Source organism: Flavobacterium sp. W20_MBD1_R3, from assembly GCF_052119725.1.
Taxonomy (GTDB): domain Bacteria; phylum Bacteroidota; class Bacteroidia; order Flavobacteriales; family Flavobacteriaceae; genus Flavobacterium.
Genome location: NZ_JBGQOR010000006.1, coordinates 38615 through 52013 on the forward strand (window position 1 = coordinate 38615; position 13399 = coordinate 52013).

General features: G+C 33.8%; 13 protein-coding genes. 5 read left to right on the plus strand and 8 right to left on the minus strand.

Annotated elements, in window-relative coordinates:
• Positions 1–28 precede the first annotated feature (28 nt).
• Positions 29–898: a lipoyl synthase gene (lipA, locus tag ACEN2F_RS09775; protein WP_441738456.1), complete on the minus strand. Its 870-nt coding sequence runs from the start codon at positions 896–898 to the stop codon at positions 29–31.
• A 408-nt stretch (positions 899–1306) separates the two neighbouring features.
• Between lipA and ACEN2F_RS09780 the strand changes: the two genes are divergently transcribed.
• Positions 1307–2059 (plus strand): glycerophosphodiester phosphodiesterase, encoded by a 753-nt coding sequence (locus tag ACEN2F_RS09780; protein ID WP_441738457.1) that lies wholly within the window; start codon positions 1307–1309, stop codon positions 2057–2059.
• 278 nt (positions 2060–2337) lie between these two features.
• Here the strand turns inward: ACEN2F_RS09780 and ACEN2F_RS09785 are convergent, their stop codons facing one another.
• The 7 genes from ACEN2F_RS09785 to recF form a co-directional block, all read right to left on the minus strand.
• Entirely contained in the window at positions 2338–2889 is a 552-nt protein-coding gene (locus ACEN2F_RS09785) for an RNA polymerase sigma factor (protein WP_441738460.1), read from the minus strand.
• Positions 2880–3986 (minus strand): glycosyltransferase, encoded by a 1107-nt coding sequence (locus tag ACEN2F_RS09790; RefSeq protein ID WP_441738462.1) that lies wholly within the window; start codon positions 3984–3986, stop codon positions 2880–2882. Before ACEN2F_RS09790 ends, ACEN2F_RS09785 begins: the two co-directional genes overlap by 10 nt.
• A 213-nt stretch (positions 3987–4199) precedes the next feature.
• The gene (gene murB / locus ACEN2F_RS09795) at positions 4200–5213 is read right to left on the minus strand and encodes a UDP-N-acetylmuramate dehydrogenase (protein ID WP_441738465.1); all 1014 of its coding nucleotides are present in this window, start codon (positions 5211–5213) and stop codon (positions 4200–4202) included.
• A 90-nt stretch (positions 5214–5303) separates the two neighbouring features.
• Positions 5304–6383: a glycosyltransferase gene (locus ACEN2F_RS09800; protein ID WP_441738467.1), complete on the minus strand. Its 1080-nt coding sequence runs from the start codon at positions 6381–6383 to the stop codon at positions 5304–5306.
• A gap of 4 nt (positions 6384–6387) precedes the next feature.
• Positions 6388–7059: a DUF2461 domain-containing protein gene (locus ACEN2F_RS09805; protein ID WP_441738469.1), complete on the minus strand. Its 672-nt coding sequence runs from the start codon at positions 7057–7059 to the stop codon at positions 6388–6390.
• A gap of 7 nt (positions 7060–7066) precedes the next feature.
• A complete protein-coding gene (locus ACEN2F_RS09810; RefSeq protein ID WP_441738472.1) occupies positions 7067–7765 on the minus strand; it encodes a thioredoxin domain-containing protein in 699 nt (232 codons plus the stop codon).
• Positions 7766–7843: 78 nt separating this feature from the next.
• Positions 7844–8923: a DNA replication/repair protein RecF gene (gene recF, locus ACEN2F_RS09815; protein ID WP_441738475.1), complete on the minus strand. Its 1080-nt coding sequence runs from the start codon at positions 8921–8923 to the stop codon at positions 7844–7846.
• A 232-nt stretch (positions 8924–9155) separates the two neighbouring features.
• Between recF and ACEN2F_RS09820 the strand changes: the two genes are divergently transcribed.
• The 4 genes from ACEN2F_RS09820 (at position 9156) to ACEN2F_RS09835 (ending at position 13367) form a co-directional block, all read left to right on the plus strand.
• Entirely contained in the window at positions 9156–9929 is a 774-nt protein-coding gene (locus tag ACEN2F_RS09820; protein ID WP_441738478.1) for a tetratricopeptide repeat protein, read from the plus strand.
• 93 nt (positions 9930–10022) lie between these two features.
• The gene (gene ribH / locus ACEN2F_RS09825) at positions 10023–10595 is read left to right on the plus strand and encodes a 6,7-dimethyl-8-ribityllumazine synthase (protein WP_441738481.1); all 573 of its coding nucleotides are present in this window, start codon (positions 10023–10025) and stop codon (positions 10593–10595) included.
• Between the two features lie 187 nt (positions 10596–10782).
• Positions 10783–12624, plus strand: coding sequence for a DNA mismatch repair endonuclease MutL (gene mutL, locus ACEN2F_RS09830; RefSeq protein WP_441738483.1), 1842 nt, complete (start codon positions 10783–10785; stop codon positions 12622–12624).
• Positions 12621–13367, plus strand: a complete 747-nt coding sequence (locus ACEN2F_RS09835) for a rhomboid family intramembrane serine protease (RefSeq protein ID WP_441738485.1) — start codon at positions 12621–12623, stop codon at positions 13365–13367. The genes mutL and ACEN2F_RS09835 overlap by 4 nt, the downstream gene beginning before the upstream one ends.
• Positions 13368–13399: the final 32 nt, after the last annotated feature.

Genomic DNA, 13399 nt, shown 5'->3' on the forward strand with positions numbered 1-13399 from the left:
CGATTAACCGATTAAACAAATAGCCTATTTATAAGATGTGTTTTTGTGCTTTATAAGACGAGCGTACTAAAGGTCCACTTTCAACATGGCGGAAACCTAATTCTAAACCAAAGGCCTCGTATATAGCAAACTGCTCTGGCGTTATGAATTCTTTTACCGGTAGGTGTTTTTTACTGGGTTGTAAATATTGGCCTATGGTTACAATATCCACATTAACTTCCCGTAAATCTCGCATGGTTTGAAAAACTTCTTCTTCTTGCTCACCAAGACCAAGCATAATACCTGATTTTGTTCTTTTAATTCCTTTTTCTTTTAAGTAACGCAATACTTCCAAGCTGCGATCGTATTTTGCCTGAATACGTACCTCACGGGTCAGTCTACGAACTGTTTCTACATTATGAGAAACTACTTCAGGATTAGCTTCAACGACACGGTCAATATTTCTTTCAATTCCTTGAAAGTCAGGGATAAGTGTTTCTAATGTTGTATTGGGATTCATTCTTCGAATAGCTTTTACGGTTTCTATCCAAATTATGGAACCTCCATCTTTCAAATCATCTCTGTCTACACTAGTAATTACTGCGTGTTTGATATTCATGATTTTGATGGAACGCGCTACTTTCTCCGGTTCATCCCAGTCTACTGTTTCTGGTCTTCCGGTTTTTACGCCACAAAAACCACATGAACGGGTGCAAGTGTTTCCCAGAATCATAAAAGTAGCTGTTCCTTCGCCCCAACATTCCCCCATATTTGGACAACTTCCAGAGGCGCAAATTGTATTCAAGCTATATTTGTCGACTAAGCTTCGAAGCTCAGTATATTTTTTTCCTATTGGTAATTTTACCTTCAACCATTTTGGCTTTGCAGTTGGTAAAGTATTTTCTAAAACTGTTTCCATAATTAATTTTTCAAAGTACAAAGATAAGGAATAGAGTTTATTTGGAGATTCGTTTGCTTGTTTATTTAAAGAAAGAGAAATGAATAGTTAAGCTGCATTACTGTTGCTTTTATAAGGAAATTGCCGCCTTGCTTTCTGTTTTTGAAACAATAATTGCTGTTTTTCTAATCTAAATACCGAAAAATACTATTTCAAACAATGGCGCAATATCTATTTATTGGTTAAAAATTAAATAGAAATAACTAACAAGTGGCTGTAATACTTTAAATCATTTTGATGGTTTTACCAGGAGTTTAGTTCATTGTTTGAAATATTTAATTAAACAGATTAAATATTCTTACCTTAATGCTTACTTAATCACAGAAACTTTACTTGATGCTATTTTTGCATCAAAATTTAAATAAAATTATGAAATTTACAAAAGTGTTGCTGGCTTCCTCTTTAGCCTTGTTATTTTTAAATTGTACTTCAAATAAGTTTATTGTCTGTGGTCACAGAGGTGCAATGGGACATGAAACCGAAAATACATTAGCATCTATAAAAAAGGGAATGGAGTTGAAGGCTGACATGTTAGAAATTGATGTTTTCAAAATTAAAACTGGTGAGATGGTTGTTTTTCACGATGATAATCTAGACCGAATCACAAATGCAAAAGGAAAAATTGAGGAATACACGTTTGAAGAATTACGAAAAGTATTGGTTGACGGAAAACATCAGATTCCAACGCTACAGGAGGTTATTGAGACAATAGATAAAAAATTGGTCCTTAACATTGAGTTAAAGGGAACTAATACTGCAGCAGATACGTACCGAATAATTGAAGAATACAAGAACAAAGGATGGAGAAATAAAGATTTTTTTATTTCCAGTTTTCGAGTTGAAGAATTACAAACGATGCGCTCTTTAAGTCAGGAACTAGCGATAGGATTGCTTACCTACAAAGAGCCTATTGAGCAAAGTGTTAAAATAGGAAAAGAACTTAATGTACAAGCAATAAATCCGTACTACAAAACTTTAACGGCTGAAAACGTTGCGATCATGAAAGCTAATAATTTCAAAATATATCCTTGGACAGTCAATGAACCCTCAGATATTAAGAGTTTACAAAATTTGGAAGTAAACGGAATAATCACAAATTATCCAGAAAGAGTTAGCAGGTAGATTAGTGTAAAATAATTGTATCCGGCGATCTGAAATTATTTTGGATCGCTTTTTTTGTTTTAAAGCAATCAAGCAGTTGCATTGTAAGTAGAAGGACCTATTTAATGTCATACTAACAAATGAGTGAAATAATATTTAACATATAAGTCATATAAGAATTAAACCTTAAATGACCTTATGATTGTTTAAGTTACATAAGGCTAACACAATTGAAACTTAAACTTACATGACTTATATGGTAAAAAAAAATGCAACATTGTTTTATTCTTATTGCTTATTTATCTTTTGCTTTGAATAATTTCTGCTAATAATTTCTTTGCACGAAGCAATTTGACTTTTACATTACTCAACGGTTCATTAATTTTGTTTGCGATTTCCTGGTAACTCATTTCTTGAAAATAACGCAGTTGAATTACTTCTTGATAATGAGGTTTCAGTTCTTTGATGAATTGCAGCAAGCGAAAAAGATTTTGTTCGGTAATCAATTCATCTTCCGCAGATGGGGTAGTATCGGCAATATTATAAGCTTGGTGACCGTGTTCATCAGTTATTTCAACAAAAAGGCTTGATTTTTTTTTGCGTAATAAATCGATATGTACATTTTTTGCAATAGCGATTAGCCAAGTGTTAAACTGGAATTCTGAGTTGTAGCTCGCTATTTTGTCAAAAGCTTTTGAGAACGTTTCTATAGTAATATCTTCTGCGTTTGCCTCATTTTGGGTGCGTTTCAACATAAAACCATAAACCTCATTCCAGTAATAATTCAATAGAAAAGTGAAGGCAACCTGATCACCTTGTTTTGCTTTTTCTATCTGTTTGTTTATTTCCAATGTACCGGTTTTGAGAATGTATTTGTAACAAGAATATTGATTTGCGTAAATAATAATACCAATTCAAGAATTGGATACCAATATACAACATCTTTTTCTTTTAATTTGCCTGCTGAAAACCCAATGATAATCCAAGTTACAAGATATCGAAGAGCAATTAAACAAAGGACTATGATCCATTGAAATTGAAAAATCAGTAATACAATTGGTACTAAAATAAACAGCAATTGAGAACAATAAAACAAGCCTAACTGTAATTTGTCAAAAGTTTTGTAATAATTGGCAGTAGCAACGTGTCGTCTTTTTTGAATGAACCAGTCTTTATAAGTTGTTTTTGGTTTAGAATATGTAAAGCTTTCCGGTGTGAAGGCAATAGTGGTATTTTTCGCTTTTGCTGCTTGATTGATAAATAAGTCGTCATCACCAGAACGAATTTGCATGTGTTCAATAAATCCATTTACATTGAAAAACTCTTCTTTTTTATAGGCTAAATTTCTGCCAACGCCCATATACGGGTGTCCAATTTTAGCCCAAGAAAAATATTGAATTGCAGTGAGTAAAGTTTCAAAGCGAATTATTTTATTCAAAAATGATTTGCTTATTTTTTCATATTTGCCATAACCCAAAACAATTGTTTTTTGCATTGTAAATTGAGAGCTCATTGCGGTTATCCATTCTTTTGAAGTTGGGTAGCAATCCGCATCCGTGAATAATAAATATTCTTTTTTAGCGGCTTTTATTCCCAGCGTTAAAGCGTATTTTTTGTTGCCCCAAAAAGCTTCATTATTCTGTACTTTGACCAAACGAACATTAGGATATTGTTTTTCAAAACCTTCAAAAATAGCTAGTGTGGCATCACTTGATGCGTCATCAATCAGGACGATTTCAAAATCCGGATAGTTTTGTTCTGCGAGTAATGGGATATAATTAGTTGCGTTTTCTTCCTCATTTTTAGCACAAACAATAACTGAAATAGGTATTTTTTTTGGCGTTATTTTTTGGACTTTGGCGAAAGCAAATTTCCCAAAAATAACTAAGTAATACGATAGCTGAATGGCAACTATCGCAATAAACGAGTAAAAAGTAATGGTCAACATATAAGCGTTTCTTCTTTTTAAAATATCGGCAAAGGTAAGGATAGAATTATAAAATTTTAATTTTAAATTTCAAAAGAATTTATCTCGTGCATTTCTTGTTTTTATCTGCGAAATAATGGCCTTAATTTTTCTGGTTTTCTAGTTTAGCGCTAATGATTCGCTCATTTTTACCATCTTGATGTTGAGATATTGTAGTTGTCAAATACCCAAAACCTAAATCACATTTACCTCAGCCTCAATATGAATACCAAACATTTTATAAATAGTTTCCTGAATATTTTTAGAAACATTCAAAATTTCTTGACCGGTTGCATTGCCGTAATTCACTAAAACTAATGCTTGGTTTTTATGAATTCCAGCATCACCAAAACGTTTTCCTTTGAAACCAGCTTGCTCAATCAGCCAGCCAGCGGGAACTTTTACTTCGGTTTTAGAAATATCAAAGTATTTCATTTCAGGAAATTTTTGCTGTATTTTTTCAAAATCGGTTTTTAATAAAATTGGATTTTTAAAAAAACTTCCGCTATTACCCAGTACTTTCGGATCGGGTAATTTGCTTTTGCGAATAGCAACTACAGCAGTACTGATATCTCTTAAAGTTGGATTTGAGATGTTGTTTTTTTCTAATTCGGCCAAAATATCTCCGTAAGAAGTGTTGATCTTATGATTCGTTTTTGTCAATTTAAAAACTACCGAAGTAATAATATATTGATCTTTGGCTTCGTTCTTGAAAACGCTTTCTCTATATCCAAAATTACAATCTTCTTTTATAAAATTTTTTATTTGCTGATTTTCTATCGTCATGGCTTCACAGGAAACAAAAGTGTCTTTAATTTCGGTTCCATACGCTCCAATATTTTGTACGGGAGTCGTACCAACATTTCCCGGAATAAGTGACATGTTTTCTAATCCGCCAAAATTTTGATCAATAGTCCAAAGCACAAATTCATGCCAGTTTTCACCAGCCTGACTTTCTACCCATACAAAATCATCATTTTCGTCAATAATTTTCTTGCCTTTCAAATCGATATGAATCACAAGCGCATCGATGTCTTTTGTCAAAAGCATATTACTTCCGCCACCCAGAATAAATTTTTTCTGTGCTTTATTTTCTAGTAAAATAGTTTTTAATTCCTTTGTAGAATGAACCGCTACAAACTGTTTTGCTGTGGCTTCAATGCCAAAAGTATTGTATTTTTTTAAAGAGAAATCAGATACTATGTCCATAAAAGAAAGTGCTTTTTGAATTTTTTTACGCTGCATCAAAAGTACACATTAATTATTTGTGATTCCAGACTATCATGCAAATGCTGCAGGCTAAACTAAAGGGTGTTCTGCTTTTGATTTGTTAATTAAATCATGATATTTACTAGCAATGAGCTTCATATTAGTGGCGTAGTCCATGTTTTTAGTAACAAAAACGCGATTTTTAGAAACGGCTTCTGCTCGATATTCTTTGTTTTCAAAGGACCAAATTATTTCGGCAGCTAATTTTTCAAAATCGTCAACGGGAACTAATTGACCATTTTTTAGATGTGTAATCCAACTTTGATTTCCCGGAATATCACTTACTATAGGATAACAATTTGTAGCCATAGCTTCAAATAGGGATGCCGAAACACCTTCTGTTATTGGCATAGCGATATAAATATTAGCTTCTTGCAATAGCTTTGGTAATGCCGTATTCAGAATACGTCCGGTAAAATTAACTTTATTTGCGACACCTAAATTTTTTGCTAAATTCTTCAATTTTGCAAGTTGTGATCCGTCTCCTACGATCGTAAGATCAAAATCTATCCCGTTTTGATTTAAAATAGCAAATGCTTTTAAAATAATATCATGGCGGTATTCAGGCGATAAAGAACGGGTGACGATAGCGCTAATTTTTGTGGGATTAGCAGTGTTTTGATTGCCAAATTTCACCAAATCAATTCCCTTTGACAATACCAAAACCTTATTCATGTCAACTTTATTTTCTTTCATAGAAACCGTCATTACGGGACCCCAAGCATGAATTAAATCGGCTTTTTTGAAAGCATAATGTTGAATTATTTTTTTTAGTGGTAATGTAATAGATTTTTCCGGCCACAAATCAGTTCTTCCCTGTTGCGCAATTGCAACTGGTTTTACGCCAGACAACGCAGCAAGAAAACCATAACTGGTGGTTCGTTCCGCTATAACCATATCTGGTTTCTGCAACTGGATTAGTTTTCTAATTTTGAAAATAGCCAATTCAAATTCGAAAACCCTCATAATTCGGTTTTTCAAACAATCGCTGGGTGTTTTTAATTCCCAAGTGATGATGTCAAAATTACCAAATTCCTTGAGCCCGTTCATCCAAGTGATGGCATCGGCTCTGTAGGATTCTCCAAGAAAAAGTATTTTCCTTTTTTTCATTGTATTACTCCGACGTTAAGGCGCGGTTGATGAAATCGTTCAAAGGTTTTAGCGCAATCAGTTTTTTACTCATTACGGCAACAAAATCTTTTTTTGCAGCAGCTGAAAACTCAATTTTCTGTGATGACTCAAAACTTTTTAGTTTTAATAAATCAATAGCCGGATGTTCTTTTTCATAACCTCGTGGTGGGTTTTTTAAAGTGTTTTTTTCATTCCGATCAAAGTCATTAAATTCGTTTTTGAAATTTTTTTCCACAAGAATAGCTTCCAGATCTTCGTAGAAAAAAGCAATTTCCTTACGCATTTTTTTTAAATCTTCTGACTCGGGGCAATACAACCCACCGGCAATGAAGCTGGCTCCTTTTTCTAAATGAATGTAATATCCAGAACGATTCAGTCCTTTGGCTCCGGCCGAAAGCCAAATTCCCAAGTGCGATTTGTACGGGGTTTTGTCTTTAGAAAACCGAATGTCACGATTGATTCTGAACGTACAATTTTTGACTTCGAGCATTTCCAGCGAAGGATCCATCGGTTTCATGGCGTCTAGCAAATCAGCAACTAATTGTTGATAGTCTTTCTTGAAAATTTCGTAACGTTTTTTGTTTTCCAGAAACCAATCTCGGTTGTTGTTGGCTTTTAAATCATCTAGAAATTGTAAGGTATCTTTTGAAAGCATGCTTGAATTATTGTATTTGTTTTCTTAATTCCTCTTCACTAATAAAACCGGATTTTCGCCATTTTACTGCTGCTTTTTCATACACTAATACGGTAGGAAGTTCGCTGATTTTCATCTCGGACATTAAGGTTTTATTTTTATCGGCATCTAATCGTATGATGGTTACGTTATCTGCAAGTTCAGTTTGCATTTTTGTGATGTAAGGAGTCATTTTTTTGCAAGGGGCACACCATTCTGCGTAAAAACTAACCATTACTTTTTTATCTGAATCTACTAATTTATTGTAGTCCTGCACAGTCATTCCAGATACTTTGTTACTTGGTTTAGATAGTCCTGCAGCATCCCATTTTAATATTCCGCCTTGTAATTGATATACGTTTTTGAAGCCAAGTTCTTCTAGTTTTTCAACAGCACTCTGACTTCTTCCGCCACTTTTGCAGTATACAAAAATTGGTTTTGTTTTGTCTAATTTTTCGGTTCCTGCGGCAAAACTGTCTCCTAACCAATCTACATTTACGGCTTCATCAATGTGTTCTGACGAAAATTCTGCAGGTGTTCGTACATCCAGAATTTGAGGATTTGGTGTTGCTGCAATTTTTTCGGCAAATGTTTTTGCATCGATTGTATTGCTGTCTGAATTAGTTTGCCCATTGCAGGATATAAAAACAAAAGCAATAATTATAAGAATTATAGAGTTAAATTTCATCGTAATTTGATTTTTAATTGAATAGGCTAATTTAGGTATTTTTTCAATTTTCGAACGTGGAATTTTATTAAATAAAAGTTATAAGTTGAAAATTCGATAGCTCTGATGGGTTGATTTTACAATAATTTCCGTGCGCTCCGGATGCGTGTCCGAAATAAAGAGCTGACCAAAAGTATCGCTATTGACCATTTCTATTATTTTGGCAACGCGACTTTCGTCTAATTTGTCAAAAATATCATCAAATAAAAGGATTGGTTTTACGCCACTTTGGTTTTTTAAAAATTCAAATTGTGCTAATTTTAAAGCGATTAAATATGATTTTTGTTGGCCTTGTGAGCCAAATTTCTTAATCGGATGTCCGTCAATATTAAAAGCCAAATCGTCTTTGTGAATCCCAACGCTCGTATAGTGTAGTGCTCGGTCTTTGTTGATGTTTTCCTGTAGTAAAGTGAGTAGATCTTTTTGAAATAGATGACTTTCATACTCGAGTTGCACCGTTTCTTGTGAGCCCGTTATTGCTTGATGGTGCGTATTAAAAATAGGAATGAACTGCTTTATGAATTCTTTTCTTTTTTCAAAAATATAGCAGCCAAAACCGTCTAGTTGCTCATTATATATTGATAACGTATCAGTTTCAAAAACATGGTTCAAAGCAAAGTATTTCAGCAAAGCATTGCGCTGGTTCATTACTTTTTGGTATTGAATGAGTTGCTGCAAGTAATGGGAATCCAGTTGCGAAATCACGCTGTCCATGAATTTTCGTCTGGTTTCGCTACCTTCCACAATTAAATCCCTATCTGCAGGCGAGATAATTACTAAAGGAATAAACCCAATATGATCTGAAAATTTATCATAGGCTTTGCCGTTGCGTTTTAAGATTTTTTTTTGTCCTTTTTTAAGACTGCAAACAATTTGTTCTGTTCGGTCGTTCTTTTCAAATTCAGCATCAATGACAAAAAATTCCTCACCATGTTTGATGTTTTGAACCGCTAACGGATTGAAATAGCTTTTTCCGTAGGATAAATGATAAATTGCATCAAGCACATTTGTTTTTCCAATGCCATTCCTGCCTACAAAGCAATTTATTTTTGTATCAAAATCGAAATTGGCTTCGGAGAAATTCTTATAATTGAATAATGAAATCTTTTTTAAATACATGAGTAAGGCTTGCTGGTATTGAGATCTTTGCTGTTTTTGAACGGGTTTTTCAAAGTGGGTGCAAATTATTGAAAAATATCGATAAAATCATCTTTTCTGTTTTTTCTCTGAGAATTATTTTGGTTAAAGAAACAATGGGCCGCATTGCATATTTTTTTTGAATATAAAATCATATTTCTTGTGTGGGTTTGAATAAAAATTTTATTTTTGCGATTCACTAAATTAAATTTAAATGGCTACTTACAATAAAAGAGGATATAAAGCACCCAAAGAAAAAGAAGTAAAAGATGGAGTTGAAACAGTTATCGTTGACGAAAAAGACAGTACTACTGCTGAAGTTTTTTCTAAATTAGATGAAACTGCAACAATAACAGAGGATTGGGTTGCTAAAAATCAGAAAATTATTATTGGGTTTGTTGCCTTTGCAGCCTTATTTACCATTGGATATTTAGCGTATCAAAGATTTGTTGCCGCTCCGTTAGAAGATGAAGCCGCAAATGAAATGTTTGTAGCCCAACAAAATTTTCAAAAAGCAACAGATGGCGTAGCTACTGACTCATTGTACAAATTATCTTTGAATGGTTCAGAAGGGAAATTTGGTTTTTTGAAAATTGCAGATGAATATTCTGGAACTGATGCAGGGAATTTAGCGAATTATTACGCTGGAATTGCATTTTTGAATACTGGAAAATATACAGAAGCAATTGATTATCTAAACAAATTTAATTCAGACGATATTGTTTTAAGTGCTTTGGCTAAAGGAGCAATAGGCGATGCTTATTCTCAAAAAAATCAACCCAAAGAAGCTTTAGAGAATTATGTAAAAGCGGCAGGATCAAATAAAAATGATTTTACAACTCCACGTTTTTTGTTAAAGGCTGGAAAAACAGCATTAGCTTTAGGAAATAAAGCAGATGCCTTGAAATATTTTACTGATATCAAAGAAAATTATGAAGGTGTTCCAGAAGCTGCTTCTGTTGATGTTTTGATAGGATTAGCGCAATAGTAAAAAATGATATAAGATTGGATATTTAATAGTGTAGAATTTTGAGTTCAAAATGCTATCTTTAATATCTGAAAATCAAAATTTTAAAATCAAATGGCTACCGAAAATAAAAATTTATCTGATTACGATAAAAGTTCTGTTCCTGATGCGAAAAAGTTTCGTTTTGGAATTGTTGTTGCAGAATGGAATGACACCATCACAGAAGGTCTCTTTGACGGGGCATTCAAGACATTGTTAGAAAACGAGGTTCCTTTTGGTCAAATCATTCGCTGGAATGTTCCAGGAAGTTTTGAACTTATTTATGGAGCTAAGAAAATGTTACAAACTCAAAATGTGGATGCAGTAATCGTTATAGGTTGCGTCATTCAAGGGCAAACCAAGCATTTTGATTTTGTATGTGAAGGGGTTACGCAAGGAATTAAAGATTTGAACGTGCAAACGGATATTCCAGTTATTTTTTGTGTGCTTACTGATAATACGATGCAACAATCCATTGATAGAAGTGGAGGGATTCACGGAAACAAAGGTATTGAAGCCGCAATTGCTGCAATAAAAATGGCTTATATCCGACAACAATCTTCTTTAAGTCATCAGTTTAGCAACCAACAATTACTGTCTTCCGGGGCTTTAAAAATTGAAAACCTACCTTTAGGATTAGAAGAATAAGAAATAAGATTTATTATTTTAAAACCTATACTGTTCTACAAATAGTATAGGTTTTTTGTTTTTTTTATGATTAAAGGCACTACCATTCCCCGTAGAAATTCATTAAATTTGTACCTTTTGGTTTTACAATAAACTATTATCACCCTGAGCGCAGTCGAAGGGCTAAACTTCAAACCTAAACTTTTTAATGTCGAGTATAATTCAATTACTTCCTGATCATGTTGCCAATCAAATTGCTGCTGGAGAAGTCGTTCAAAGACCAGCTTCGGTTGTCAAAGAATTGCTTGAAAATGCCGTTGATGCTAGGGCAACAGATATTAAATTAATTATTAAAGATGCTGGAAAAGTATTAGTACAAGTGATTGATAATGGTCTGGGTATGAGTATTACTGATGCTCGTTTGTGTTTTGAACGTCACGCTACATCTAAAATCCGTCAGGCCGAAGATCTATTTTCACTGCATACTAAAGGTTTTCGTGGCGAAGCATTAGCCTCTATTGCAGCGATTGCTCATGTGGAAATGAAAACCAAGCAGGATCAACAAGATTTGGGGACGCATATTGTAGTTGAGGGTAGCAAATTTGTATCGCAAGATGTGGCAGTTTTACCTAAAGGAACTTCCTTTGCAGTCAAAAATTTGTTTTTTAATATTCCAGCGCGACGTAATTTTCTAAAATCAGATACGGTAGAATATCGCCATGTCATGGATGAATTTCAGCGTGTGGCTTTGGCTCATCCCAAAATACATTTTACTTTGTATCACAATGGCAGTGAAATGTTTAATTTGCCACCAGCTACTTCTCGACAGCGAATTGTGAATATTTTTTCAGGTAAAACAAATGAAAAATTAGTTCCAGTTCAAGAGGAAACTGAAATTGTGACAATTCAGGGATTTGTTTGCAAACCAGAATTTGCCAAAAAAAATCGGGGCGAACAATTTTTCTTTGTCAACGACCGATTTATAAAAAGCGGATATCTGCATCATGCGGTTATGGCTGCTTATGACGGAATCCTGAAGGATGGTGCCCAGCCCAGTTATTTTTTATATTTATCAGTGCCGCCAAATACTATTGACATCAATATTCATCCTACTAAAACAGAAATTAAGTTTGATGACGAGCATGCATTATACGCCATTTTAAGGGCATCTATAAAGCATAGTTTGGGTCAGTTCAATGTGGCTCCAGTTTTAGATTTTGATCGCGATTCTAATTTAGATACGCCGTATCATTATAAGGATTTAGAAGGTGCAACGCCAACAATTCAGGTTAATGGTAACTTTAATCCTTTCTCTGAAGAAAAACCCAGCAAACAGTTTTCCAGTTATAGAAAACCGGAACCAACTGCTAATTGGGAAAGTTTATATGTAGGTTTAAAACAAGATACAGATGAAATAGGAAACTTGACTTTTGAAAATGAAGAGGTCACTTCCTCTTTATTTAATGATGAAGAAGTGGAGCATTCTGTGCAAAAAACCTATCAAATACATAAAAAATATATTGTTTCAGCGATAAAATCAGGAATGGTAATTGTAGATCAGCAGCGGGCACATCAACGTGTATTATACGAGCAATTTTTAGTCAATATGACCGTTCGTCAGGCTTCAAGTCAACAATTATTATTCCCTCTTAATTTGTTTTTTTCGTCAAGCGAAATGGAACTTATCGGTGAATTACAATTGTCATTAAGGAATACTGGATTTGTTTTTGAAGAAAATAGTACGGATCACATTGTTATTTCCGGTATTCCTGTGAATGTAACAGAGAGTGAAGTTTCATTGGTTTTAGAACAATTATTAAGTGATTTGCATAACGGTATTCCAGAGAGTAGTTTTAGTCAAAACGACACTATAGCTAAATCAATGGCTAAAAGTCTGGCCGTAAAAACAGGAACACACCTTACAGAAAAAGAACAGGAAAACTTGGTCAATGGGCTTTTTGCCTGCAAGGAGCCAAATGTTTCCCCATTTCATAAACCCACTTTCATCACCATGCGTGTAGAAGATTTAGATAAAAAATTTGCAATATGAGAAACGTAACTGAAACCGTAAAACAATTAATTATAATCAATGTTTTGTTTTTTGTTGGAACACTGATTTTAAAAGAACCTGCTTATAGATTGTTAGCTTTGTATTTTCCAGAAAATGAAGGTTTTCAAGTTTGGCAACCTGTTACTCACATGTTTATGCACGGTGGTTTTATGCATATTTTTTTTAATATGTTTGCCTTGTATTCTTTTGGATCTGCTTTAGAACAAATCTGGGGAAGCAAAAAGTTTTTGTTTTTTTATCTTTCTTGTGGATTAGGAGCAGCTTTATTGCATACTGGAGTCAATTATTACTATTTTCAGGATAGTTTAAATACGTTGATGGCTAATGGGTTTTCTAAACAAGAAATTGTACAAATCTTAAATGAAGGTAAGATTGATACACGCTGGCAAGAGATTTTGTCTGTTTCTGATTTTCAGAATTTCACAAGCGCCTTTATAGGTACTGCAGTGGGCGCTTCGGGTGCTATATATGGTACAATTGTGGCTTTTGCCTTCATGTTTCCTAATGCTGAATTGTCTTTAATGTTTATTCCTGTGCCAATAAAAGCAAAGTATTTTGTTCCCGGTTTAGTACTAATCGATTTGTATTTAGGGATTTCAGGAAAATCAATTTTTGGAGGTGGCGGCATTGCTCACTTTGCACACGTAGGTGGAGCTTTATTTGGTTTTATAATTATGTGGTACTGGAAAAAAAATCAGTTCAATAAAAATCGTTGGAATTAGAATCTGGATGCGCACTTTTGTGTTAGAATTAC

What these genes read in the sequence shown, in the direction of transcription:
- lipA (WP_441738456.1), bottom strand. Translation starts at nt 898, where the DNA reads ATGGAAACAGTTTTAGAAAATACTTTACCAACTGCAAAGCCAAAATGG.
- ACEN2F_RS09780 (WP_441738457.1), top strand. Translation starts at nt 1,307, where the DNA reads ATGAAATTTACAAAAGTGTTGCTGGCTTCCTCTTTAGCCTTGTTATTT.
- ACEN2F_RS09790 (WP_441738462.1), bottom strand. Translation starts at nt 3,986, where the DNA reads ATGTTGACCATTACTTTTTACTCGTTTATTGCGATAGTTGCCATTCAG.
- murB (WP_441738465.1), bottom strand. Translation starts at nt 5,213, where the DNA reads ATGGACATAGTATCTGATTTCTCTTTAAAAAAATACAATACTTTTGGC.
- ACEN2F_RS09800 (WP_441738467.1), bottom strand. Translation starts at nt 6,383, where the DNA reads ATGAAAAAAAGGAAAATACTTTTTCTTGGAGAATCCTACAGAGCCGAT.
- ACEN2F_RS09805 (WP_441738469.1), bottom strand. Translation starts at nt 7,059, where the DNA reads ATGCTTTCAAAAGATACCTTACAATTTCTAGATGATTTAAAAGCCAAC.
- ACEN2F_RS09810 (WP_441738472.1), bottom strand. Translation starts at nt 7,765, where the DNA reads ATGAAATTTAACTCTATAATTCTTATAATTATTGCTTTTGTTTTTATA.
- recF (WP_441738475.1), bottom strand. Translation starts at nt 8,923, where the DNA reads ATGTATTTAAAAAAGATTTCATTATTCAATTATAAGAATTTCTCCGAA.
- ACEN2F_RS09820 (WP_441738478.1), top strand. Translation starts at nt 9,156, where the DNA reads ATGGCTACTTACAATAAAAGAGGATATAAAGCACCCAAAGAAAAAGAA.
- ribH (WP_441738481.1), top strand. Translation starts at nt 10,023, where the DNA reads ATGGCTACCGAAAATAAAAATTTATCTGATTACGATAAAAGTTCTGTT.
- mutL (WP_441738483.1), top strand. Translation starts at nt 10,783, where the DNA reads ATGTCGAGTATAATTCAATTACTTCCTGATCATGTTGCCAATCAAATT.
- ACEN2F_RS09835 (WP_441738485.1), top strand. Translation starts at nt 12,621, where the DNA reads ATGAGAAACGTAACTGAAACCGTAAAACAATTAATTATAATCAATGTT.